The organism is Citrobacter sp. CFNIH10, from assembly GCF_002934585.1.
GTDB lineage: Bacteria > Pseudomonadota > Gammaproteobacteria > Enterobacterales > Enterobacteriaceae > Citrobacter_A > Citrobacter_A amalonaticus.
On sequence record NZ_CP026216.1, the window covers coordinates 2,407,982 to 2,431,947 of the forward strand.

The following is a 23,966-nucleotide window of genomic DNA, read 5'->3' on the forward strand; positions in this document are numbered from 1 at the left end:
CAAATAGCAAAACAAAAGGATCAATCAGCGATCCTTTTTTTATTTTTATGAATATCAATAAATTACATTCTTAACGTACGTTTTCGTTCCATTGGCCTTCAAACCCCCTTATCAGATCATAGCAGTGCCAGGCCAACTGGCGGTTATCCTGCTGTACGGTATCGATACGCAGCGACAGCGAATCATAAAGATAGTGATCGTCAAAGCTCGTCAGATGGATATCTGAGTCGAGTAAATGGTGCTGGCTCATATAGCGCAGTACCCCTTCGAGCAGTCCACAGGCGGCAGTGAACAGCGCCTTAGGCGGCCGCCCAAGTCGCGCGCAGAGTGCGGCGAACATCTCATAGCCTGAGCTCGGGTGGTAGTTACCGTTAATCACCCATTCCGGGCGCAGTGCAATACCCGCCTGAGCCAAACCCTGCGTGAAGCCGGTCAGACGATCGCGTGAAGGCGACAGACGCGACTGACCGCCTAAAAACCAGAACTCATCGCTATGCTTAGGTGCAATGCGGGAAATCAGTTCCGCCGTTGGGGTAATCGAATCAGTCATCACCAGCGGCAGCAGGCTTTCATTAGGACAACGGTCAAACAGCACTACTGGCAGTTGTTGGCTGAGCTTAAGATAGTCGGCATCGTTGTGCATACATGAAGCGACGATCAGACCGTCAACCTGGCGGGAAATCATGTTATTGACCACCACGCTCTCCTGACCGGGGTTTTCATCAGTACAAGAGATCAATAGCTGGACGCCTGCTTCGCGGCACAGCATTTCCAGCTCATGTGAAAAGACCGCAAAGCCGTGGTTGGTGATCTCCGGCACCACCAGTCCGATGGTGTGGCTGCGGTTGTCGCGCAGCGAGCGGGCGTGAATGCTTGGCTGATAGTGCTGCTCACGGGCAATCGCCAGTACTCGCTCACGCGTTTCCTGCGCCACACGCAGCTCCTTACCACGACCGTTCAGTACTAGGCTGGCGGTCGCTTTTGAGACGCCAGCCTGTTCGGCGATATCTTTAATGGTTACGCGTTTAGTTTTCATTACGACGCCATGAGCTTGAGGCAAAACGCTTATTCTACCATGCAAGTTCGCAGCGGCCAGTAGCAGAATGCGTCCGGTGTGATGCCAGAGAACATTAGCTGCCCTGAACAGGCCGGGAAGTAGCGGCAGCTCATCACTCCTTCGCCGCCGTTGATGAAAATCTCCACGCTAGACTGGTCGATGAAAATATGCAGCGAGCGGACGTCTCCGCGCCAGTAACGATAATGCTTCTCGTCGCTGGCCAGACTGGGTCGGGCCAGGCGGATCCCGCTGGCATCGCGTTCAAGGATTAATGCGCCGTCAAAATCGAGGCTCAAAATATCGTCCCCAGTGGTTTGTAGAACGATTTCCATCGGTGCCAGCGGCAGGGAGTTCCCTGCCCAGCCGTGCGCTTCGCCGCGCAGGGCGCTCAGCTCTCGTAGAGGACGTTGGTATAGCTGACCATCGATAAACTCCAGCTCACGCAGGCAGGTCATCTGATGGATCCAGCCGTTGGTGAGGGTCGGTTGAAGCATCTCTTCGCCCTCCGGCACGCCCATCCAGCCGACCAGCAGACGGCGGCCATCACTGGTAAGCATGGTTTGCGGGGCGTAGAACTCAAACCCTGCGTCCAATTCGTGCAGTTCGCCATGCTCGAAGGCCGCGCGGTGGTAGTCGAAATCGCCGCTCATCCACACTGCCGGGTAGGTGTTGAGATAGCGCTCTTTCTCACGAGGCACGCCCTGCGGGCAGCAAATCAGGACATGCTGGTCGCCGAGGGCAAACAGGTCCGGGCATTCCCACATATAGCCCGCGTCGTCCAGGCCATTGATGCCATAACCGGCGATTTCGCCCTGACTCGTCCACTCATGAAGGTCCGCTGAGCTGAATAACAACACCTTGCCACGCTTTTGCAAATCCTGTGCGCCCAGCACCATGTACCAGCGACCTTCGTGCTGCCAGACTTTCGGGTCACGCACGTGGCCGGTATAGCCCTCCGGCAGCGGTAATACCGGGCCGAGTTTGGTAAACGTGCCGTCGGCATTTTCCGTCGCCAGGCACTGCCACGCGGTTCGGCTGCCGTCGTCAAATTTTACGTTGCCGGTATAGCACAGGGTGAGCGTGCCCTGACTATCCACGGCGCTTCCGGAGTAGCAGCCGTTGCGGTCATACTCTTCATCCGGCATGAGCGCGATCGGCTCATGTTGCCAGTGCAGCAGGTCGGCAGAGCTCCAGTGCCCCCAGCACTTGAACTTATGATCGCAGGCGAGCGGGTTCCACTGATAAAACAGGTGATAACGTCCGGCAAATTCAATAAAGCCGTTGGGATCGTTCATCAGCCCGGTCACCGGCGCATGGTGCCAGCGGGGATAGTGGCTGTCGGCCAGCGCGCGCGGCTGGCCCTGCATAACAGCCTGCAAAATCGCAGGCAGGCGTGATGGATGTGACATTATTCAGCGTCCGTTTTGTATTTCAGTACCAGGGAGACGACAAAGGCGACGCCAAAGGCGATAACCATCCCGATAATGTAGTTCAGCAGCGAGCTGGCCTGCACGATAGCCATGCCAGGGATAGCCGTCAGGCCCACGGCGGTCATGTAAACATGCATGGATACCACCCACGCGCCGCCCACCGCGCCGCCAATCAGGGCTGCGATAAACGGTTTTACAAAGCGTAAGTTAATACCAAAAATCGCCGCTTCGGTGATGCCGAGCATGGCAGAAAACGCCGAGGGCAGGGTAATGGCTTTGATTTTGGCATCTTTCGTTTTGAACCACACCGCCAGACAAGCACCGCCCTGAGCGACGTTGGCCATCGCCCAAATCGGCAGCAGGAAGTTGACGCCGATGGATGGGTTGCCCAGCAGTCCCGCTTCGATGGCGTGGAAGCTGTGGTGAATACCGGTAATGACGATAACCGAATAGAGACCGCCAAACAGCAGTCCGGCCAGCCAACCGGCGTGGGTAATCAGGGTGCTAAGGACAAACGAAATACCGTCGCCAAGCGCGCGACCAGCCGGGCCGATAATCAGCAGGGCGATAAAACCGGAAATGATCACCGTCAGGAACGGCGTCAGGATCAGATCCAGTGCATCGGGGATCACGCGACGCAGCTGTTTCTCAACGATGCTCATAAACCACACCGCCAGCAGCACCGGGAACACCGTGCCCTGATAGCCGATCATGGCAATCTCAAGGCCGAAGAAGTTCATGGTGTGGAAACCGGCGGCCACACCCCAGGCGTTGGTGAGCGCCGGGTGAGTCAGGATGCCGCCAAGCGTCGCGCCAAGATAAGGATTACCACCGAACTCGCGGGCGGCGGTGAAGCCAATCAGGATCGGCAGAATAATAAACGCCGCTGAGCTGCACATATCCAGCATGATGTAGATGGCGTTACCCGGGTCGACCCAGCCGTACGTTTTAACCATCCCCAGAAGGCCCATCAACAGGCCGGAGGCGACGATAGCCGGGATGATCGGCACAAAGATGTTCGACAACAGGCGGGCAATGCGCTGGAAAGGATTCAGTTTTTTCGCCGCAATGTCGGCAGCTTCCGATTTGCTGGATTCGCCAATCCCTGCCGCCTGAATAAAGGCGGCGTAGACTTTGTTCACCACCCCGGTGCCGAAGATAATCTGCATCTGTCCGGCGTTACGGAAACAGCCCTTCACCCCATCAATTTTGCCGATGGCCTGCTGATCGGCCAGTGAGTCATCGACCAGCACCAGGCGCAGGCGTGTGGCACAGTGCGCGGCGCTGGCGATATTTTCCTTGCCTCCCAGAAGCGGAAGTAGCGAGCGGGAAATCTGTTCAAAATCCATAGTACCCTCTGAATGCGTATTGATTTTCGAGTTGTCGTCCCGTGGTAGCCGGAGCGCATTCTCTTCGTTGTTATTGTGTCCGGGGCGACGAAACGTATTTTGTCGCCCCGGCGGTTACTGTCGCCAGGTGTTAACCATCAAAACCAGGTTTCCATCTGCATCCCGAACGACCATTCGCCGCCCGATTTAAAACCACTGCTGCCCAGCGCGTCATCGCTGGCGTAATTATTGAGTTTTTTGCTCCAGTCCATCCACGAGGTGTAAAGACGGATTTCAGGACGGCTGAAGAAATCGCCGATGTCGCCAACCTTAAAGGTCGGGGCGAAGGTGAGCTTGTAGAAGCTGCCGTTTACCGCATGGCGATCGTTATAACCTTCAGGTTTGAGATCCATATACTGGTAACTGCCTTCATAAGCGAGGGCGAAGTTTTGATTGATCTCCTGGATCAGACGCATGTTGAGGGTTGCCCACTGGTAGCTGTCGCCATCGACATAACGGTCTTTACTGGTTTGCGCCAGTATCGCCGGGGCGATAAACCAGTTCTTGCTCAGTGGCGTGGTGCCGTAGCTGGCGAAGCGCCAGGTGTTAGCCCCCGAGCGTAACGCGCCGTCAGAGCCGACACCTTTAACTTCGGCACCCAGTCCGTGACCGTAGAGCAGGGCGGTTTTGCTGGCACCTTCACGCAGGCCGTAAAAACTGTCGTTGTGCAACCCGAGCAGCGCATGTACACCGGTATTTGCCGCATCGCCTTTGACCGGATTACCGTTGGTATCCTGGCGTTCGTCGTTGTCTTTTGCCCGCATCCCGCTGACCATCATCTGCACCGGCCCGATGAAATTGTTCATGCTGACGATGTAGTTCTGCACACTGTTGCTGGTATCAGCAATATCGCCGAAGTTACGCCCGTAAAGAGAGAAGTTGCTGCGAACGCTGTCGTTCCACCTGACATCGTAAATACCGCCGCCGGTACCGGCGAGGAACACGACATCCGAGTCGATCCAGTGAATGTCAAAGTTATCCCGGTCAAAGCGTTTCCCGGCCCACAGGGTGGAGCCTTTAAACGGCCCGTCGAAGGTGGGCAAGTTGCCCAGTTCAACAAAGGCCTGACGCACGTTCAAATCACTGGTGCTCGCCGTCCAGTCGTTATAAGTGGTTTGACCGTCGGCGACCATGACTTTGAAGCGGGTCGTTGCCCCGTTATCCAGGGTCTGCTTATGTTCAAGATTCATTTCAACATAGGTATCGGCCTGGTTTCCCAGGCGGCCAATAGCCCCACCGGTTTCCCCTGCTGGCGTCATGTAGGCTCCGGATTTGGTGCTGGCGCCGGAGTCATTCATTATCACGCCGGAGCGGGCGTAGCCGTGGAACTCAAACCCGCTTTTCTCATCGGCTTTTTTCTCCAGTTTGGCGGTACGCTGAGCCACTTCCTGAGTGCTGTCCTGGGTTTTTTGTTGCTGTGTCGTGAGCTGCTGTACTTTCTTCTCTGCCGACTCTGCGCGGGTTTCTGCCGTTTGCGCTCTGTTTTCGGCATCCTGTAAGCGTTTTTCCAGCGCAATTAAACGGGCTTCGATACTGCTGAGATCCGTTTGTGCATGGGCTGAGGCGGCGCCGGTTAGCAAAGCGATAAGAACCGCGAGTGTGCTTTTTCTGAACATATTGATTGCATCCCAAAAGGAAAATAAAAAATTGTGTGTTTTTGCTAAACCGGTTTAGTTGCAATGTTAAGCACGACATTTAACATTTTGAAATTGATTTTGCTAAACCGGTTTAATAAGTGTGATGGATGCAACAAAGTGGACCGCGTACGACGGTATTTAGGATCAAATCTGGCGGTGTAGATCGCGCTGGTATGGCAGGGCAGTCATCGCGCCTTTCGCCAGGGTTGCCAGGGCACCGCAGGTTTGCGCCAGAGCGAGCGTTGGCTCCAGGGCATTGATATCCGCCGGCATCCCGTTGGCAGCAAGGCTGGCAAGCAGTCCGGCGACAAACGCATCGCCCGCACCGGTGGTATCCACGCTGACAACCGGTTTAGCGCTGAAATGGATAAACTGCTGCTGGAATGCGGCGATGACGCCCGCTTTACCCTGAGTCACCAGCAGTAATTCAGGCTGATAACGCTCAGTGATGCTGGCGATCCCCTGCGCGATATCATTACTCCCGCTGATGAGTATCAGCTCTTCTTCGGACAGTTTCACCACGTTCGCCAGACGCAGGGCGCGGTCGAGACAGGCGTGCAACAGGTTCTGATCTTGCCAGAGATCCAGGCGGATATTAGGGTCAAAGCTCACCCGGCCACCGGCACGTTTGATGTTCTCCATAGCCGCGAAGGTAGCACTGCGGCTGGGCTCGGCGCTGAGCGCGATGGAGCAGATGTGCAACCACTGTCCGGCGGCAAACTGTGGCAGGTCTTCTTCAGCCAGGAACAGGTCAGCGCTGGGGCGTACCATAAAGGTAAAGGTGCGTTCACCTTGGTCATCAAGGTCGACCACCACAGTGGACGTGCGGTGATGATCGTCAAGATACATATGGCTGACGTCGACCTGCTCCTGTTGCAGGGTATGACGCATGTAGCGGCCAAACGGGTCACCGCCGACGCGGCCGATAAATCCGCTGTTGCCGCCAAGGCGGGCAACCCCTACCGCCACGTTAGCCGGCGCGCCTCCAGGGCACTGTAGCAAGCGCCCTTCACTCTCCGGTAGCAGGTCCACCACTGCGTCGCCCAGAACCCAAACTTTTGCTTTCATGCTAAAACCCTCCAAGGCTAAACTTAATTAAACCGGTTTAGCATATTAAATCACAGTGAATGAGTGGGGGAAAGTTCCAGCCGGAAAAGCACTGCTCAGGGCATAAAAACGTGAGCCGCCTTACGAAATAGAATTGATTCGACAGCTGTGAAGACTTACGTCCTGGACACAAATGGATCCTGGATAAATTACCATGCAACTTGATGAAATTATCATGTTTTATCTTATTTACAGATAAATCAAAGGGCTTTTAACACCACACTTCTTGGCATAATGGTTAAGTGTAGTAATGCTCGCTCTGGATGGGTTTGCTTCTATGCTGCGCAGGTATTTGTAAGAAATACCCATTCTACTGGCGAGTTGTTGTCGCATCAGGCCAGCGAAACTGCGCAATTTCATCAGCGTTTCTGGAGGGTTTCCTTTAAAACTTCATCGACAAAACCGCTTTTTACCGTAGATACAGTAAGTGCCTCTTCTCTGCCATTATCCCAGCATCCAAGGTTACCGGGTTCTGATGTAGTCTGCCGATATGCAAGAAATGCAACGGCATCATGCTGGTTATGATGCTGTTTAATCTTCATTGTCACATGGACTATTCAGGGAGCGACAAGCGCTCCCACATGAAAACAGAACCACTCGTTTCATTTACGTGCTTCCTCAAAAGTAATCTCATACCCAATACTTCTGATTTAGTAGGGTTCTGATCATATCATGCAGCTCGATTGCGCTCAATTTGACGGTTTTCATCTTTACACAATGCTCGGTTATGATACTTTGTGATAGGCATGACAAGATCTGGCCGTAATTTTTTAGAAGTGAGTTTGCCCGCCACTTCACGGGACAGCATACATCCGGATAAAACCGGTAACAGGAAAGGCTCCACGCTGCATACGGAGGAAACAGAATTAATGAATGATAAATTGCCGCCCTGCGCTGATACCAGGGTGGAACGTGTCCGTCTTAAAGATGGGGATTACTTTTTCCCTGCTGAACCCGCCATAAAAGCGGATTCTTTGCGGACAAAATCGCTCCTTCATCGTTTTAACCACACCGATCCTGCTCATATTGATTCCCGCCTGCTACTGATGAAAGAGTTGCTGCCTGAATGTGGGGAAGGGGTATCTGTCACCACGTCTTTCCACTGCAGCAGGGGGTATAACATTCGTAAGCGTCGTCTCAGCACCGTCTGGCAGATCCTGAAATTCCTGAGAGGATAGTGGACACCAAATATGGTGGACACTATCCATGAAATCATTAACCACAGTGCGTAAAAAAAGCCCTAATTATCCCGTTGAGTTCAAAATCAAAATGGTTGAACTCTCGCATCGACCAGATATCCGAGTCTTTGCGTTTGCCAGCGAGGATAAGGAGTACCAACCGTTACTCGATGATATTCTGGATGGTCCAATGGTTGGGCGTTTTGATACTGAGGAAGCCGGAAAGGCTTTGATCGATGGTGGATTGATTGAGCGTTTGATGTCAACTATCATGCCCTTTATCACTTCAGAGGCCCCTCTACCCGATACGCATCTACGTCGGGAAACAACCTGGTATTATCCACTGGAAGCTATTCGCGAAACTGTTGTAAATGCACTGGCTCATCGTGACTGGACACGCTTTGTTGAGATAGAGATTGGCTTGTATAGCAATCGATTTGAAGTTATTAGCCCAGGGGCGCTGAATAATTCGATGTCGATTGAAAAGATGGTTACAGGTCAGCGATCACCACGTAATACGATTATCATGGAAGTCTTACGTGATTATGGTTACGTTGATTTCAGGGGGATGGGAGTCAGGACAAAGATTATTCCACTAACACAGGCCATGAGTGGCCAACTCCCTGAGTTTACTGCAACAGATGATTACTTGAAAACAATACTTTATCGCTCACCATCTTCTTGATATATAAGGTCTGGCCTTTCCATCCATAAGAAAGGCCATTGCTGTAAAAAATAAATTACCCGCGACTGCAGCCGAAGCTACGGTCGCCATCTCCATATGCTTTTGTATCGAGTTTAGCTAGGTAGTCGAAGCGATTCAGTAATTTATTGTATTCTCCTTCAAAGTTAAAATCATTGACGTCTAAAATATAACGACAATTTTCAGGGTAGTGAACCAATCCCGGATAATCATCCAGTTCCAATCCCAGTGCGCTATACCATGCTCTTACAATCATCATCCTTAAATTTCTTTCAGCCTCATAATCACCTAAATGGTAATAAGCATCTTTATTAAAAAAAAGACCAAGGTGAAAGTGACATTTTCCTTCTTCGGAAAACTCCCGTGCCCAAACATGACGAACACGGTTTGGATATATTCTTTTGCCGTTAGCTGCTCTGGTTCTCTCATTGGCCTCCAACATGGCATTTAATGCATTACGGAAACGGGATATGGCACCAGGCTCTAGATTAGGAAAACAGCAAACAGTGTCACCTCTGTCTAAAATGGGTGGATAATGAACATCAACACGTAACGCCATTGTTCTGGGGAATTCACTGATAGCATCATTGACGACTCGTTCAATATGTTTTTTATAGGCGAGCACATGCTCACCATGGGAACCATGATATAATTCCATGTTTCGATCCTGTCGTTAGCCCTACGGCTTTGGATAGCCGTATATAGTAATATGATCAGACATAGCTGAATGTCTGTGGTTAGTTATATTAATTAACTGTTAATAGTAATGACTGTTATATAATACCTTTCCAACAATAAAACTTGTTATCAACCCATTACCCATGCAGTAAAATAATTAAAAAGCAACTCTGCAATTATAATCACCCAAAGATGCCGTTATCCCAGTGTCTTTTTACCGTGGAAATACTTATTCCTAAGATCTTTGCCACCTTGGATTGAGAGTAATGCTTAGCCTTCTCACTCTGAATTAAATGGGAATATTTACTTCCTTCAGGCCTTCCTAGAATTTTCTTTGATTTTGCTTTGTTAGTAGGCATCTTTTACCCTCATCAAGCTATTAGGTACTAACTCCATACTGTCGAGATGTATGCAACTAAGTGGTTATGCTTAACATTGGTATCAGAAAGTATGGCTTACTTCACCGTTAAAGGGGTTAATAATGATGGCATCTCCTCCTTTCATCGCCTTTTGAGGTGTATCGCCTTCGGCAATCACAGGGACCATTACCGCTAGATCATTTGTGTAATAAATTGGTATCCAGCAATAGCATGATTGTTTAGGGGGAGTTTTATTTCTTTTCAATACTGCTTCAACTCCAAATGTAATAAGTTCAAAGATTGGCATAATCACAATGCTGCTCAAATCAAAAAAACAACCATCGTAGACTGTTTCCTTTATCAGTATGATATTAGATAACCCTCCTGCAATGAGATGTTTGTGGTTCACGCGCCGATCTGTGTAAATAAAAATTGCTTTTTTTACATTGAAACTTTTTATAATGTATGAGAGCTTTTCATGAATTAATTTTTTTTCGCTCTTACCCATCTTATCATGAGGTATTTTGTGCGCATAAAAATCTTGATCGACAACCTCGTTCCGGTGTCGAATGTGAGTGTTCCAGACGGAATAAAAAAACTCTTCGTAAGTTAATTTTGGCTCACCCCGTGCGATTGAGGGGGCCTTCTCTTCAAAAATACAGCCTAATGTTGACTCCAAAGTTTGAGCTATATGATATTGCGATGTTATTTTATTCAATGCTGGGGCTGTGGCGTTTAACAAAAATGATATCACCTCTGACCTAGAATATCCTTTTGCATTGCTATAGTCGTCAATTGCATCAATAGTTGATTTTTTGTTTGCGCTGAAAGTGATGCGTTTTTTCATATGTATCCTTGACTTTCGTTAATGTAAAATGTGATAAACGGTGTGATTTAGTATCTTTTATCGACGGATTGTTTCTGTTAATTAACCCAGCTATTCTTTAGAATAGCTGGGGAGTTATGATTTTGATGCTGCTGTTAATTACAATATACTGAGAAGGTTAATAGGAACCTATCAATGTCTTTGCGTAACCAATAATGTCGGCTGTTAATTTTCTTTGGGCGTGGTAAACCATTAGGCAGCTTGTCTTGGCAAAGCCATTTTCGAATTGTTTGGGCTTTAAGGTTTAATAGATGTGCTAACTCACTTGTGGAAACAAGTTCAGATAGAGATGTTCTGGATTGCTCATATATGCTCATGCTACCACCTCAATGATTGAGATGCAGGCATATACAAAAAGTAATGAAATTAGAAGGGAAAGAAAGGACCAAAAAGAAAACAAAAAAGCCAAGCTTGAATAAGCTTCAGGGTCAGGATCACTACCTTCGCTTGAGCCGGATGAGGTACTTTTAGTTGATTTAGACGCATTACCTTGCGAGTTTTCGGCCTGATTTTTGTGCGAGATGATACGTGCAAAAAAAACGCCCAAAGTTTTATGTCGATTGTTTTTATTGTATAAAGAGTTTTTTTCACTGAGGTGTCCAAGAGCAGCTCGAATCCTGATGTTCACCTGTCTTTCCTGAAATATGGACTCAGCACAGGTTTGTCGCTGCTTACTAGAACGAACAACTTTGATCTTACCCACGACCCGTACTATTCGAGCCTTTGAGCTGGTTTGCGCAGAACTCATCAAAGAATTAGACATAATGCTTTATCTCCTGATTTAAAAGTGGACGATGGAATTTAAACCTTAAAATACACTTATGTCAACGATGGATGTTGTTCTGTAATCTATTGATATTAAATGAAATCAACGCATATCAACGGTTATTTTTTTACAATATTTGCTTGCTGTAAGATCCACCTCTCAATTTTTTCATGCCATTTGCGCAACAGATCTAACGGACGACGGCGGTAGTGTTTTTCCGCCAGTGCACTTGGTTTGTGTCCCATAATTTGAGCAACAATACCTGTTGGCACTTCAACCCATTCAGCAAGAGTGCCAAAACTACGGCGTAAGCCGTGAAGGCTGATATGTGGTAACTCAGCTCGAGCTAACGCTCTGTTGTGTGCTGAACGCGGTTCAATAATTTTGCCACTTTTACTGTTACTTCTGAAAACCCAACCCTCCTTATTTACGTCAGAATTTGGGAATTGCGCTAGCGCACTTAACAGCTCAGAAACATAAGGAGTGAGAGGGATGATACGTTCGCCTTCGATCTTGTCTTTAATCCTCATGCTTGACCATTTGAAATCTACGTCAGACCACCGAAGTGACGCAATTTCTTCACGCCGTGCACCGGTGAGCAAAAGTACCTGGAGATAGGCCGATGCAATGGGATTATTGAGGCTACGTACGGCACTGAACCAGATTTTTAACTGTTCTTTTTGTAAGCAATCTCCCGCTTTACTCGCTGATACTGGAACCACTTTTCTCACGTTATGATCTTGTGCAATATCGCCATGGATTATTCCCTGATATTTTTTCTGGTAATTAGCCCATTTGATAAATGCACGCAACAGACGGTAGGCATGAGCAGTGACGGTAGGCCGATTTTGTCTCTCTGTACTTAGCCATGCGGCAATGTTCTCTGGTGTTAGTTCCGATAACGGTAGGTCGAGTAAGCTAGCCAATGGTCCAGCCGAGGTTGGGCCCCGGCCTCTTTTTTTACTTTCGCCTCCACGGCTGGACAAGTTAATGTGATCGGCAATGTATCGAGTAGAATATGGGCGTTTAGTTTTTGCGCTGATTCCGGCTCTCAATTCTTCAAGGTAATCTTCCCAAGCGCTTGTGAAGGTTACCTTCGTTTTACGAGATTCAGCCTGCTGTGATTCCGCTTCAGCAATTTTTTCTGCCTTAGCTATACGCGGATCTATCCCTGTATCGATTAATGTTTGCAGCCGCCTGGCTTCGGCCCTGGCATCATCAATTCTCCAATCGTTAATGTTGCCAATGGTCATGCGAAGGGTTTTTCCCGCATATACGCTTTGGAACACAAAAGCTTTTGTTCCGCGAGTTGCCCTACATGCCAGGGAAGTTACGTCCGCATCCCAAAGAAATGCCTGGGTTTTTCCTTCAGATAAAGCAAATTTTCGAATGCGCTCGAAGGTGAGTTTTTGTCTTGGAAGTGCCATTTTGGGGCTCCAGATGAGAAATGTTACATCACCATAATGTAACGGCTAGTGTAAGTAAAATGGGGGAATAAACATCAACGCGTGTCAATTTTTATCAACAGGTGTTTTTCATAACACAATGTTTTATAATGAATTGCTTGTTTTAATAGTAGGTTTTTAAAGGGGTGAAAATATAATAACATCGCATTCGTAATGCGAAGGTCGTAGGTTCGACTCCTATTATCGGCACCATTTCAAACGCTTCCCAGGCCTACAGAAATCAACTAAAGCCCATATACTGCGGTTTATAGCCCGATCTTATCTCTTGTTATCAACGGGACTCAACCGGAATCTAGTCACAGCCGGGGGCATCAGTGGGGGCATTCTGTGTTCGGTCCAGGAAGATGCCCCCGATCAAGCTTCATACGCGACAGGGCTGCTATATCCCGAGATAAATACGCCTCTGATGGCCGTATGGCGACGTAATCCTCAAAACAGGTGCTGGTTCATTCTGATCAAGGTCGTCATACACAAGCTATGAGTGACAGTCGTTTCCGAAATCACACGGACTAAAGGGTAGTAGTATGAGCCGTCGTGGTAAATGCCACGACAACGCCGTTGCAGAAAGTTTTTCCCGCTATTGAAGCGTGAACGGATAAAGAAATAGTTCTACGGAACGCGTGAAGAAGCCGCAGTGATATTTTTGATTACATCGAAATATTTATAACAATAAACGTCGGTATGGTTCTGGCGATCGGATGCCACCGGCAGAATGTGAAAATCAATATTATCAACGGCTCTGAAGTGTCTGGATTATCCGTGGCGATTCACGCATCAAAATAATTTCGATATAAGCAGCCTCTTACGCAAGGTCAATAAGGAAAAACTGATTTGTTGATTGGTGTAATTCTATTGATGCTAATATTTGATGTTTATGATTTTTTGGGGTGGCAGTAAAATATCACAAAATGATAATTAAATGAATTTTTTGATAAATCGACATGAATATGCATAATTTTATGATATAAAAGTTAACACCAGATCAGGAAAATGATGTTTTCAAAAAGTGAAGTGTCGGGACTTTATTGATTGGCGGAGGTGTTAATTTAAAATAATTATACTTTATTTTCTTTTGTCATGTTTAACATATCCTTTTTTATTGGCTGAATATAAATTAGTTTAATTGTTGATGTTATCTATGAGGGTCGTGGAGCGTTTGCTGTGAACAAAATATATTCACTTAAATATTGCCCTGTTACGCAAGGGCTCATTGCTGTATCTGAGCTGGCCAGCCGGGTGGTTAAACGAACAAGCCGGAAATTAAAGCAAATATCACTTATTAGCATCTCTGTGACTTGTTTATCTTTTCCGATGATGTCACAGGCTGGTATTGTTCGTTCAGATATCGCCTATCAGATTTATCGGGATTTTGCTGAAAATAAAGGGCTTTTTATGCCCGGAGCCACAGACGTTCCTGTATATGACAAAGAGGGAAAACTGGTGGGGCGACTGGATAAAGCCCCGATGGCAGATTTCAGTAGCGTCAGTACGAGTGGATTTGCCACACTTGTATCGCCTCAGTATATCGTCAGCGTGAAACATAATGGGGGATATCAGAGTGTTGGATTCGGAAACGGTAAAAATAGCTATTCCATTGTTGAACGTAATAATAATCCTTCTGTTGACTTCCATGCGCCGCGCCTGAATAAACTGGTCACTGAAGCTATTCCTTCTGAGGTGACAAAGAACAATACTTACAATGATACTGAACGCTATACCGCATTTTATCGTGTAGGTAGCGGTACCCAGTATATTCAGGCTCCTGATGGTACACGTCAGAGTCTTTCCGGAGCTTATAATTATACAATTGGTGGAACAATTGGTCCTCTGAGCTCATCAGGAAATGGGGGGAGAGTAACAGCATCCAGTGGAAATATATTTGATTCCAGTCAGGGGCCATTAGGAAACCATGGTCGACCAGGGGACAGTGGTTCTCCATTATTTGCGTATGATGCTTTGCAAAAAAGCTGGGTACTTGTTGGAGTATTGACAGGAGGGAATGAAAAAATTGCGAACTGGAATGTCATTCGGACTGATTTCCTGAGTCAGGTTATGCAGGACGATTTCGATTCTCCCGTGAATCTGATTTCCGGACAGGGACCACTGAACTGGACATATGACAAAACATCCGGCACAGGTACCCTGAGCCAGGGCAGTAAAAACTGGGTTATGCATGGACAGAAAGGGAAAGACCTCAATGCAGGCAAAAATCTGGTGTTCAGCGGGAAGAACGGCGCCATTGTACTGAAAGACAGCGTGACTCAGGGGGCCGGCTATCTGGAATTTAAAGACAGTTACACAGTATCCGCTGACGCCGGAAAAACATGGACAGGTGCAGGTATTATTACAGACAAGGGGACCAATGTGACCTGGAAGGTCAGCGGCGTTGCCGGCGATAACCTTCATAAACTGGGGGAAGGTACCCTGACGGTAAATGGGACTGGAGTAAACCCGGGGGGACTTAAAACGGGTGACGGTACCGTTGTGCTAAACCAGCAGGCAGATGCGGCGGGCAATGTTCAGGCCTTCAGCTCTGTGAATCTCGCCAGCGGACGCTCGACAGTGGTGCTCGGGGATGCCAGTCAGGTCAATCCGGATAACATTTCATGGGGATACCGGGGAGGCAAACTTGACCTTAACGGTAATACCATTACCTTCAACCGACTGCAGGCAGCAGATTATGGGGCAGTGATTACAAATAACGCACAGCAAAAATCCCGGCTTCTGCTTAATATGTCTGCCCCCCAGAATGCTGATGTCAGTGTTCCTGTTGGGAAGATATCCCCCTTTGGTGGTTCAGGAACACTGGGAAACCTGTACAGCATAACGCTCAACAACCAGAACCATTATTACATTCTTAAATCCTCCACCTATGGTAATACCCTGTGGGGGAACAGCCTGAATGACCCGAAACAGTGGGAATTTGTCGGTACTGATAAAAACAAAGCCATTCAGACAGTAAAAGACCGGGTCCTGGCTGAACGGGCAAAACAGCCCGTTATCTATCATGGCCAGTTGACCGGGAATATGGATGTTACTATCCCGCAATTGCCGGGTGAACGTAAGGTGGTGATGGATGGTTCCGTAAATCTGCCTGGCGGAAACCTGAGTAAAGAGGGGGGCAGTCTGATTTTCCAGGGGCATCCGGTTATCCATGCTTCAGTCAACGGCAGTGCCCCCGTCTCCCTGACCCAGAAAGACTGGGAGAACCGTCAGTTCACACTGAAAACGCTGTCGCTGAAGAATGCTGACTTCCATCTTTCACGTAATGCTGTCCTGAACGGTGACATACAGTCGGACAACAGCCATATCACGCTGGGAAGTAATAAGGTCATTATTGATAAAAATGACAGTACCGGTAATTACGTCAATCCGGAGGAAGGTACATCTTCTCCGGTGGAAAGCCAGTATCAGGGCAATATCACGCTGCAGAAAGGCTCCACGCTGGACATTAACAACCGCTTCACCGGCGGGATTGAGGCTCATGACAGTCAGGTAAACGTCACCTCATCTGAGGCCGTGCTGCAGGACAGCGGTATCTTCGTGAACTCTGCTCTCTCCGTTCGTGACGGCGGTCATCTGAAAGCACAGAAAGGGCTCTACAGTGACGGCCGGGTTCAGATTGGGAAGAATGGTACGCTTTCCCTGAGCGGAACGCCGGTTACCGGCTCAGACGGTCAGTTCACGCCGATGTTGTCTATGACAGAAGGATACGATTTGACCGGCAACAATGCCACTCTGGACATCCGCAACTGGGCACATGTTTCCGGGGACATTCATGCAACCAGCCCGTCCGCTGTCCGTATTGGAACGGATGCGCCCGGGACGCTGTCTTCCTCCGTTTCGTCCGCACTGGCTGAAGGAATGTTTGGTGGATATAACGCGGCATACTACGGTGCCATCACCGGCGGTAAGGGAAACGTCAGCATGAACAGTGGTCTGTGGCAGCTGACCGGAGATTCCACCGTCAACAACCTGACGGCCCGTAACAGCCGGGTACAGTCTGAAGAAAAGGGCGCCTTCCGCACCCTGACGGTAAACACGCTTGATGCCACGGGCAGTGACTTTGTCCTGCGTACTGACCTGAAAAACGCCGATAAAATCAGCGTGACGGGGAAAGCCAGCGGTTCAGACAACACCCTGAATGTCAGCTTTATGAAGAACCCGGCTCCGGGGCAGTCCCTGAACATCCCGCTGGTCAGCGCCCCGGCCGGCACGGCAGGGGATGTCTTTAAGGCCGGTACCCGGGTCACGGGGTTCAGCCGGGTGACACCGACGCTGCATGTCGACACCACCGGCGGCAGTACGAAGTGGATTCTGGATGGTTTCAGAGCAGAGGCTGACAAAGCCGCTGCGGCGAAGGCGGACAGTTTCATGAATGCCGGCTACAAAAACTTCATGACGGAAGTGAACAATCTGAATAAACGTATGGGGGAGCTGCGTGACACGAAAGGTGATGCCGGAGCCTGGGCCCGTATCATGAACGGCGCCGGTTCAGCAGACGGCGGGTACAGTGATAACTACACTCACGTTCAGGTCGGTTTTGACAAAAAACATACGCTGGACGGTGTGGACCTGTTCACTGGTGTCACGATGACCTATACCGACAGCAGCGCAGACAGTGATGCGTTCAGCGGGAAGACAAAATCCGTGGGCGGCGGTCTGTATGCTTCAGCGCTGTTTAATTCCGGTGCCTATATCGATTTGATTGGTAAATATATTCACCATGACAATGACTACACAGGCAACTTTGCCGGTCTGGGGACGAAGCATTATGGTACGCACTCCTGGTATGCCGGTGCCGAAACGGGTTACCGTTATCACCTGACGGAGGACACCTTTATTGAGCCGCAGGCCGAACTGGTTTATGGCGCGGTGTCCGGCAAAACGTTCCGCTGGAAAGAGGGAAATATGGACCTGAGCATGAAGAACAAGGACTTCAGTCCCCTGGTCGGCCGGACAGGTGTGGAGCTGGGCAAAACCTTCAGCGGTAAGGACTGGAGCGTGACGGCCCGGGCCGGCACCAGCTGGCAGTTCGACCTGCTGAATAACGGCGAGACCGTACTTCGTGATGCGTCCGGAGAGAAACGGATTAAAGGGGAGAAGGACAGCCGGATGTTGTTCAATGTCGGCATGAATGCGCAGATAAAGGACAACATGCGCTTCGGGCTGGAGTTTGAGAAATCCGCCTTTGGTAAGTACAACGTGGATAACGCGATAAACGCGAATTTCCGTTATATGTTCTGACAGATATTAGTGGAGAGTGTCATGAGACACTCTCCACTAAAGTCGGAAGTCTTCGATGAGGTCTCCAGATTATCGATCATAGAGATATCCCTTTGTTGATTTTTCATCTGTTGTTGTCAGGATTTCACCGGCGAGCGCATTAATGCCGATTTTGATTATTTCCTTTATTCGGAAAATTAATCGTTTTCACAATGAGGGGACGAACGTAATGCTCCCCTCGGGTTCTCCTTATGAGAAACGGATTAACCCGCACCGATATTTCTACTGATTTTCAAACTCAGAATTTTCGCGCGCGCGGCGCTGTATTAATCCCCTGCCTGGTCATATAGTGCCTGCAGTACCTGAATATCAGCTTAAGGAGAAGATGATGAAGCGTATCGATTTGCACATGCATTCGGTATACAGCGACGATGCGGATTTCCCTGTCAGCGATCTGTTGACAATGGCGAAAGCGGCGAACCTGGCGGTGCTGGCGATAACCGATCACAACTCGGCGCGGTCCGTTGAGGAAGCTATTCACTATGGCAATGAAAACGCTGTGAGAGTGATGACGGGCATTGAAATTGACTGCTCGTTTGCGGGTAATAACTATCATCTGCTGGGCTACGGTTTTCGTCGTGATTGTCGGGATTTTGACGTCGTCGAGCAGAATTTCCACCATCTGGAAAGCGTCGCGACCCCGCTGAAACTGGCGAAACTTCGGGCGCTCGGGTTCCAGCTTGACGTCGATCGCCTGTATGCCCTGGCGGGCGATCGCGTTCCGCAGGAAGAGCAGATGGCGGAGTTAATTTTAGAGGATGCGCGCAATGCGAATCATGAACTGTTGCTGCCGTACCGGGCAGGGAACTCTCGCAGCGACATGCCGTTGATTAACTTCTTCTGGGATTTTTTTGGCCGCGACAAACCCTGTCATGTGAAGGTTGAACTGCCGCCCATGGCAGAGATGGCGTCGATGATTATTGATAACGGCGGTATTCCGGTGATTGCGCATATCGGTGCCAACGTAAAGGAAAAGCCGTTGTCGGTGATTGAGCAAATGTTGCCGCTCGGCGTACAGGGCGTGGAGGTTTTTTCCAGCTATCATGATGAAGCACTTCGTCGCGAACTTTATCAATTCACGCTGGATAAAGCGTTGTTGGCGACCAGCGGCAGCGATTTCCACGGTAAAAACAAGCCCAACATCAAGATGGGCAGCAGCCAGCCCTGGGCGGCCGCACTGCCGAAGACGCTGGAAATTCTTGAAAGGGTGACGCTTTATTAACATAGACAAACCCGGCGTAACGCACCGGGTTTAATTTTTTGAGATTGCCCCTGTTATTCTTATTCATGAGCGGAAGCGGCAAATACGTTGCGGCGTCAGGCTGCCAGCTCAGGCATTTTCTCCTTCACAAAGTTTAACACTTTCTCCGCATCCAGCGACGCGTAGGGCAGGCTTTCAATAATGGCGACAGGGCGTGCATTTCCGACAATGTCATAAATTTCATTGAGCTTGTACTGAATATGCGGCGCTATGAGAAAACCGTCGAAAGCGGGCGCCACGCTTTCGAAATTATCCAGCCCCACCGCGCTTATCATGAGAGGATAGCCGCGGCTTTCAGCCAGTACCTGCATCTTTTTGGCAAGAGAATTTGCCGTATTCCCGAACAAACAACCTATCAGAAGCTTTTTCATGTTTTTGACCTCCTGAAAACGGTTCACAGAATAGGGCTGGCTGTGTTCAAAAAATGAGCGCCACATCTTATTTGCATAACAAATATATTCCAGCGTCGGTAGCGCAGACCTCTGGTGCCTCCTGCCGTGAAGACAGGTTGATGACACTTAAGTGGAACTGAGTTCCTGAACACGTCATGAAAAGGTGTGGTACGCACAGCAGTCAATTCGCATCAATGTGACAACACAGGGAGTTGGCGATAGTAAAAGGGACAGATGTCCTTTTTGTTATCGCCGCGCTCACTTTATTGTGCTATCCCATAAAGGGAAAATGGGATTGCGTCGAGGGGAAGATGAAAAATATCAATGACAGTGCCTTAAAAGAGCGGTTTATTTTAACGAACAGGTTATCGGCGATAATTAACCCCTCCCTGTTAGCGACACTGCGTCTGGTCAAAATTGATGCCGGTGAGTATCTGATGACGCAAAACACCTATTTGACGCATCTCTATTTCCTGGTTGACGGTAAACTGCAGGTCGAGCGCCATAATCCAAACGGGACGCACGCGGTTTATTCTTTTGAAACGCCTTTTTCGGTGGTTGGCGAAATGGAACTTTTCTCCATTAAGAAAAGTAAGGCTGTCGGTTCCGTTCAGGCATTAACGGACTCATGGTTACTGACCCTACCGGTCGAGGCCGTAAAAGAACACGCGATGAACGATCCCGCCTTTCTTCTTTTTATGTGCCAGAATTTAAGTCATAAACTACTGCATAATTCACTGATCCATTCCAGTGGCGCGATTTCGGTGGAATCTAAATTGCGTAAATTCTTACTTATTAAAACGCAAAACGAAGGCGCCACAATTCAACTGGAGAAAAGAGAGTCACTCGCGGCCATGTTGGGTGTTTCTGTCAGGCAACTCAATCGGGCGCTGATAAAACTTGCGCAGCAAGGGATTATTCAACACAAAAATAAAACCCTGAAGGTGATTAATCCTGTTCGCTTATCAGATTTTCCTGCTGACAAATCTGAATTGGTGTGAGTTGGAGTGGGGTAAATAATCCCGGAAGCATGAGATAATGCGCCCGTTGTGAAGGCAGGCTGGAGCGATATTTCAGCCACCAGGTACATTACGATGAGATCAACGGATGAATCTTCTTGAACTGACACTTCTGAGTGGACAATACAACGATCGTGAAACGGGCGGAAAGATCCCGTGGAATGATCCGGATTTCAGCCGCAGGATGCTGGAAAACCATTTGTCGCAGGAACACGACTGGGCCAGTCGTAAACTCTCGGTCATTGAACAACAGGTTGACTGGATCGCCCGCCAGCTTCCCGTGGGCGCAACAATACTTGATTTGGGATGCGGCCCCGGATTTTACACTCAACGTCTCGCGCAGCGCGGATTTGATTGCACTGGCGTCGATTTTTCTCCGGCCTCTGTGCAGTGGGCGCGAGAACAGGCGCAGAGCGCAGCGCTGGATATTGATTATCAGGAACAGGACGTCCGCGACTACCAGCCTGATGGCACGTTTGATTTCGTTATGATGACCTTCGGTGAAATCAATGTCTTCAGTTTTGAGGATGCGCAACGGCTGGTGGCGCGTAGTGCAGCCTGGCTGAAGCCGGGGGGCAAGTTGCTGATTGAAGTGCATACGTTTGACGAGGTCAAAAGACAGGGGATGGCTCCCGCGTCCTGGCAGCGGTGTCCAGAGGGGCTTTTTCTCGCCGAACCGCATCTGTTATTAAGCGAAAATCGCTGGAATGAAGAAACGCAAACCAGCACCACGACGTTCTGGGCGCTCAAGGCCGACGCCAGCGTTGTGCATTTTAGCAGCCAGACGCGGGCCTGGCGGGATGACGAGTATTTGCAGTTGCTGGCGCAGTGCGGTTTTCACACGACGACGCGTATTGCCGCTGAAGAGTGGCCGGTCAGTGAAACCTTTGCCGGCAAGCTCTACGCCCTGATGGGACGTCGAGAGACGGTATAAACGACAATTGCTCTGTGCTGCAACCAGAGAAAACCGATGCCCGATGGCTTACGCTGTCGGGCTTTTTCGCTATAACGGAGAACCTTACCTGGCAAGGGCATGATTCATCCTCAGGATTCAGCCATGTCATTCGGGCGACGGCGAAGCGATTCAACCTCCCGTGCAAGTATCTCAGTAAAAAAATGCCCTGAAAGATACAGCTCGATCCTTTCGCGCTTCCCGGGATAATGTTTGAACATAACACCTTGTTTATTAAAAAATTGATAGGCAATTATTTGCAGGCCTTTAAAGTCAATCATTATCCTTGTTTATCAAACATAAAATCTACAAAACTAGACATCTATCGAGTTTTCATCTTAAAGTCCCGATGTTGGCACTAGACAAAACTGTCTTATGGTTATCAAATGGTTAAATAATATTTCGCTGGATGTGAATGATCGACCAGATAGATGAATGGTCGGCGGGTAATTCAGCGGCTACAAGCAAGACAACACACCATTTCGGGAGAAATTATGCATTCCTCTGTTAATAAAAACGAAAGCCGAACGTTCTTCGGCCATCCCTATCCGCTGGGGTCACTGTTCTTCACGGAGATGTGGGAACGGTTTTCGTTTTATGGCATTCGTCCGTTACTGATTCTGTTCATGGCCGCGACCGTCTACGACGGTGGCATGGGACTGGCGCGGGAAAATGCGTCTGCTATCGTCGGTATTTTTGCCGGCAGTATGTACCTGGCAGCGCTGCCGGGCGGCTGGCTCGCGGATAACTGGCTCGGGCAGCAACGCGCGGTGTGGTACGGCTCGATCCTGATCGCGCTCGGCCATCTGTCGATTGCCCTGTCGGCCTGGATGGGCGACAACCTGTTTTTCATCGGTTTGATGTTTATCGTGCTGGGGTCGGGTCTGTTCAAAACCTGTATCTCGGTCATGGTGGGAACCCTCTATAAGAAAGGCGATGCCCGCCGCGATGGCGGTTTTTCGTTGTTCTACATGGGGATTAACATGGGGTCATTCATTGCCCCGTTGATCTCTGGCTGGTTAATCAAATCTCACGGCTGGCACTGGGGCTTTGGTATCGGTGGGATCGGGATGCTGGTCGCGCTGATTATCTTCCGCGTGTTTGCCGTTCCTTCCATGAAACGCTATGACCGCGAAGTGGGGCTTGATTCGACCTGGAACAGCCCGGTGGTGAAGAGAAACGGCGTGGGACGCTGGTTGCTGGCGCTGGCCGTTGGTGTTGCTATCATTGTGACGCTGATTGCCCAGGGCGTGATTGTCATTAATCCGGTCGCCGTTGCCAGCATGCTGGTCTACGTTATTGCCGCGTCTGTGGCGCTCTACTTTATCTATCTGTTCGTGTTTGCCGGGTTGACCCGCAAAGAGCGCGCCAGACTGTTGGTCTGCTTTATTTTACTGGTTTCTGCGGCCTTTTTCTGGTCGGCGTTTGAGCAGAAACCAACCTCGTTCAACCTGTTCGCGAACGACTACACCAACCGCATGATCGGTGATTTCGAAATTCCAGCCGTCTGGTTCCAGTCGATCAACGCCCTGTTTATCATCCTGCTGGCTCCGGTCTTTAGCTGGGCCTGGCCGGCACTGGCGCGCCGAAATGTGCGCCCGAGCAGTATCACCAAGTTTGTTATCGGTATTCTGTGCGCGGCAGCGGGCTTTGGCCTGATGATGATGGCGGCGCAGAATGTCCTGAGCAACGGTGGAGCAGGCGTATCGCCGTTCTGGCTGGTGGGCAGCATCCTGATGCTGACGCTGGGTGAGCTGTGTCTGAGCCCGATTGGTCTGGCGACCATGACGCTGTTAGCGCCCGAAAGAATGCGGGGTCAGATGATGGGCCTGTGGTTCTGCGCCAGCGCTTTAGGTAACCTGGCGGCGGGTCTGATTGGTGGGCACGTTAAGGCTGACCAACTGGACATGCTGCCTGATCTCTTCGCCCGCTGCTCCATTGCATTGCTGATTTGTGCGGCAGTACTGATTGTGCTGATTGTTCCGGTGCGTCGGATGCTGGAAAACGCGCAAACGAAAACGGAGCAAAAACCGGCGTAAAATGCCTGACCGATAATTAACACTCGCAGATAAAACCGGTGCCTGATGCGCCGGTTTTATTTTTTCTTGCCAGGTAAAATCTTGATTCTGACGAACAAACGCCCGTCTCATAATCGTTAATGCTATTCCCACCAGAACATGCTTCAGGCTGAAAAAACGTCGGCCTGTTGTCGCTATGTTGCCGGAGATGATCGGCGAAATACCGTCACTCTTCCTCACAAAATGAGGTTTCACATGATCCTTTATGTCTGATTAATGAGGAAAGATCTTAAGTGGAGATTAATTATTCTTAAACACCTCATTTCTGAACTGCATTTAATGAAATAATATGCTGTATATAATGTCATTTAAGGAATTATATT

The 23,966-nt window shown here is 49.3% G+C and carries 17 protein-coding genes and 4 pseudogenes; 8 read left to right on the forward strand and 13 right to left on the reverse strand.

Annotation, left to right across the window (positions count from 1 at the left end; translation table 11 throughout):
- Positions 1-109: 109 nt before the first annotated feature.
- The 6 genes and pseudogenes from C2U53_RS15100 to C2U53_RS30750 form a co-directional block, all read right to left on the reverse strand.
- A pseudogene (locus C2U53_RS15100) lies at positions 110-1,036 on the reverse strand (LacI family DNA-binding transcriptional regulator); the annotation flags it as partial.
- 29 nt (positions 1,037-1,065) lie between these two features.
- Entirely contained in the window at positions 1,066-2,466 is a 1,401-nt protein-coding gene (locus C2U53_RS15105; RefSeq protein WP_003029589.1) for a sucrose-6-phosphate hydrolase, read from the reverse strand.
- The gene (locus C2U53_RS15110; protein ID WP_000345204.1) at positions 2,466-3,836 is read right to left on the reverse strand and encodes a sucrose-specific PTS transporter subunit IIBC; all 1,371 of its coding nucleotides are present in this window, start codon (positions 3,834-3,836) and stop codon (positions 2,466-2,468) included. The genes C2U53_RS15105 and C2U53_RS15110 overlap by 1 nt, the downstream gene beginning before the upstream one ends.
- 137 nt (positions 3,837-3,973) lie before the next feature.
- The gene (locus C2U53_RS15115) at positions 3,974-5,491 is read right to left on the reverse strand and encodes a carbohydrate porin (RefSeq protein WP_003029587.1); all 1,518 of its coding nucleotides are present in this window, start codon (positions 5,489-5,491) and stop codon (positions 3,974-3,976) included.
- Positions 5,492-5,656: 165 nt separating this feature from the next.
- Positions 5,657-6,580 carry an aminoimidazole riboside kinase gene (locus C2U53_RS15120; protein ID WP_003029584.1) on the reverse strand — a complete coding sequence of 308 codons (924 nt, stop codon included), beginning with the start codon at positions 6,578-6,580 and terminating at the stop codon, positions 5,657-5,659.
- A gap of 228 nt (positions 6,581-6,808) precedes the next feature.
- Positions 6,809-6,979 carry a helix-turn-helix domain-containing protein gene (locus tag C2U53_RS30750; protein WP_077258089.1) on the reverse strand — a complete coding sequence of 57 codons (171 nt, stop codon included), beginning with the start codon at positions 6,977-6,979 and terminating at the stop codon, positions 6,809-6,811.
- A gap of 386 nt (positions 6,980-7,365) precedes the next feature.
- Here C2U53_RS30750 and C2U53_RS15130 point away from each other — a divergent pair, with 386 nt between their 5' ends.
- Both C2U53_RS15130 and C2U53_RS15135 read left to right on the forward strand, forming a co-directional pair.
- Positions 7,366-7,797, forward strand: a complete 432-nt coding sequence (locus tag C2U53_RS15130; RefSeq protein ID WP_174329993.1) for a maltose acetyltransferase domain-containing protein — start codon at positions 7,366-7,368, stop codon at positions 7,795-7,797.
- 28 nt (positions 7,798-7,825) lie between these two features.
- Positions 7,826-8,482 carry an ATP-binding protein gene (locus C2U53_RS15135; protein WP_003029581.1) on the forward strand — a complete coding sequence of 219 codons (657 nt, stop codon included), beginning with the start codon at positions 7,826-7,828 and terminating at the stop codon, positions 8,480-8,482.
- A gap of 55 nt (positions 8,483-8,537) precedes the next feature.
- On the opposite strand, the gene C2U53_RS15140 is transcribed toward C2U53_RS15135, so the two are convergent.
- The 5 genes and pseudogenes from C2U53_RS15140 to C2U53_RS15160 form a co-directional block, all read right to left on the reverse strand.
- Complete coding sequence (locus C2U53_RS15140) at positions 8,538-9,158, reverse strand: inovirus Gp2 family protein (protein WP_003029579.1); 621 nt, start codon at positions 9,156-9,158, stop codon at positions 8,538-8,540.
- A 461-nt stretch (positions 9,159-9,619) separates the two neighbouring features.
- A complete protein-coding gene (locus C2U53_RS15150; protein WP_003029576.1) occupies positions 9,620-10,384 on the reverse strand; it encodes a hypothetical protein in 765 nt (254 codons plus the stop codon).
- Between the two features lie 134 nt (positions 10,385-10,518).
- Positions 10,519-10,740, reverse strand: coding sequence for a helix-turn-helix domain-containing protein (locus tag C2U53_RS15155; protein ID WP_003847740.1), 222 nt, complete (start codon positions 10,738-10,740; stop codon positions 10,519-10,521).
- Positions 10,737-11,186, reverse strand: a complete 450-nt coding sequence (locus C2U53_RS29930) for a hypothetical protein (protein WP_032296090.1) — start codon at positions 11,184-11,186, stop codon at positions 10,737-10,739. The genes C2U53_RS15155 and C2U53_RS29930 overlap by 4 nt, the downstream gene beginning before the upstream one ends.
- Positions 11,187-11,291: 105 nt before the next feature.
- Positions 11,292-12,631 (reverse strand): annotated as a pseudogene (locus C2U53_RS15160) (tyrosine-type recombinase/integrase).
- Positions 12,632-13,058: 427 nt separating this feature from the next.
- Here C2U53_RS15160 and C2U53_RS15170 point away from each other — a divergent pair.
- The 3 genes and pseudogenes from C2U53_RS15170 to C2U53_RS15180 all read left to right on the forward strand — a co-directional run.
- A pseudogene (locus tag C2U53_RS15170) lies at positions 13,059-13,398 on the forward strand (IS3 family transposase); the annotation flags it as partial.
- A gap of 418 nt (positions 13,399-13,816) precedes the next feature.
- Positions 13,817-17,902, forward strand: coding sequence for a S6 family peptidase (locus C2U53_RS15175; protein WP_104446068.1), 4,086 nt, complete (start codon positions 13,817-13,819; stop codon positions 17,900-17,902).
- Positions 17,903-18,266: 364 nt separating this feature from the next.
- Positions 18,267-19,163, forward strand: coding sequence for a PHP domain-containing protein (locus tag C2U53_RS15180; protein ID WP_224267569.1), 897 nt, complete (start codon positions 18,267-18,269; stop codon positions 19,161-19,163).
- Between the two features lie 95 nt (positions 19,164-19,258).
- Here C2U53_RS15180 and C2U53_RS15185 read toward each other — a convergent pair whose 3' ends face one another.
- Positions 19,259-19,573, reverse strand: a complete 315-nt coding sequence (locus C2U53_RS15185; RefSeq protein ID WP_043002012.1) for a PTS sugar transporter subunit IIB — start codon at positions 19,571-19,573, stop codon at positions 19,259-19,261.
- A gap of 332 nt (positions 19,574-19,905) precedes the next feature.
- On the opposite strand from C2U53_RS15185, the gene C2U53_RS15190 reads away from it, so the two are divergent.
- Both C2U53_RS15190 and C2U53_RS15195 read left to right on the forward strand, forming a co-directional pair.
- Positions 19,906-20,595 carry a Crp/Fnr family transcriptional regulator gene (locus C2U53_RS15190; protein ID WP_043001670.1) on the forward strand — a complete coding sequence of 230 codons (690 nt, stop codon included), beginning with the start codon at positions 19,906-19,908 and terminating at the stop codon, positions 20,593-20,595.
- Between the two features lie 106 nt (positions 20,596-20,701).
- A pseudogene (locus C2U53_RS15195) lies at positions 20,702-21,535 on the forward strand (class I SAM-dependent methyltransferase); the annotation flags it as partial.
- A 122-nt stretch (positions 21,536-21,657) separates the two neighbouring features.
- Here C2U53_RS15195 and C2U53_RS15200 read toward each other — a convergent pair.
- A complete protein-coding gene (locus C2U53_RS15200; protein ID WP_104446069.1) occupies positions 21,658-21,846 on the reverse strand; it encodes a hypothetical protein in 189 nt (62 codons plus the stop codon).
- Between the two features lie 213 nt (positions 21,847-22,059).
- On the opposite strand from C2U53_RS15200, the gene C2U53_RS15205 reads away from it, so the two are divergent.
- Positions 22,060-23,604, forward strand: a complete 1,545-nt coding sequence (locus C2U53_RS15205) for a peptide MFS transporter (RefSeq protein ID WP_043001668.1) — start codon at positions 22,060-22,062, stop codon at positions 23,602-23,604.
- Positions 23,605-23,966: the final 362 nt, after the last annotated feature.

What these genes read in the sequence shown, in the direction of transcription:
- C2U53_RS15105 (WP_003029589.1), bottom strand. Translation starts at nt 2,466, where the DNA reads ATGTCACATCCATCACGCCTGCCTGCGATTTTGCAGGCTGTTATGCAG.
- C2U53_RS15110 (WP_000345204.1), bottom strand. Translation starts at nt 3,836, where the DNA reads ATGGATTTTGAACAGATTTCCCGCTCGCTACTTCCGCTTCTGGGAGGC.
- C2U53_RS15115 (WP_003029587.1), bottom strand. Translation starts at nt 5,491, where the DNA reads ATGTTCAGAAAAAGCACACTCGCGGTTCTTATCGCTTTGCTAACCGGC.
- C2U53_RS15120 (WP_003029584.1), bottom strand. Translation starts at nt 6,580, where the DNA reads ATGAAAGCAAAAGTTTGGGTTCTGGGCGACGCAGTGGTGGACCTGCTA.
- C2U53_RS30750 (WP_077258089.1), bottom strand. Translation starts at nt 6,979, where the DNA reads ATGAAATTGCGCAGTTTCGCTGGCCTGATGCGACAACAACTCGCCAGT.
- C2U53_RS15130 (WP_174329993.1), top strand. Translation starts at nt 7,366, where the DNA reads ATGACAAGATCTGGCCGTAATTTTTTAGAAGTGAGTTTGCCCGCCACT.
- C2U53_RS15135 (WP_003029581.1), top strand. Translation starts at nt 7,826, where the DNA reads ATGAAATCATTAACCACAGTGCGTAAAAAAAGCCCTAATTATCCCGTT.
- C2U53_RS15140 (WP_003029579.1), bottom strand. Translation starts at nt 9,158, where the DNA reads ATGGAATTATATCATGGTTCCCATGGTGAGCATGTGCTCGCCTATAAA.
- C2U53_RS15150 (WP_003029576.1), bottom strand. Translation starts at nt 10,384, where the DNA reads ATGAAAAAACGCATCACTTTCAGCGCAAACAAAAAATCAACTATTGAT.
- C2U53_RS15155 (WP_003847740.1), bottom strand. Translation starts at nt 10,740, where the DNA reads ATGAGCATATATGAGCAATCCAGAACATCTCTATCTGAACTTGTTTCC.
- C2U53_RS29930 (WP_032296090.1), bottom strand. Translation starts at nt 11,186, where the DNA reads ATGTCTAATTCTTTGATGAGTTCTGCGCAAACCAGCTCAAAGGCTCGA.
- C2U53_RS15180 (WP_224267569.1), top strand. Translation starts at nt 18,267, where the DNA reads ATGATGAAGCGTATCGATTTGCACATGCATTCGGTATACAGCGACGAT.
- C2U53_RS15185 (WP_043002012.1), bottom strand. Translation starts at nt 19,573, where the DNA reads ATGAAAAAGCTTCTGATAGGTTGTTTGTTCGGGAATACGGCAAATTCT.
- C2U53_RS15190 (WP_043001670.1), top strand. Translation starts at nt 19,906, where the DNA reads ATGAAAAATATCAATGACAGTGCCTTAAAAGAGCGGTTTATTTTAACG.
- C2U53_RS15200 (WP_104446069.1), bottom strand. Translation starts at nt 21,846, where the DNA reads ATGATTGACTTTAAAGGCCTGCAAATAATTGCCTATCAATTTTTTAAT.
- C2U53_RS15205 (WP_043001668.1), top strand. Translation starts at nt 22,060, where the DNA reads ATGCATTCCTCTGTTAATAAAAACGAAAGCCGAACGTTCTTCGGCCAT.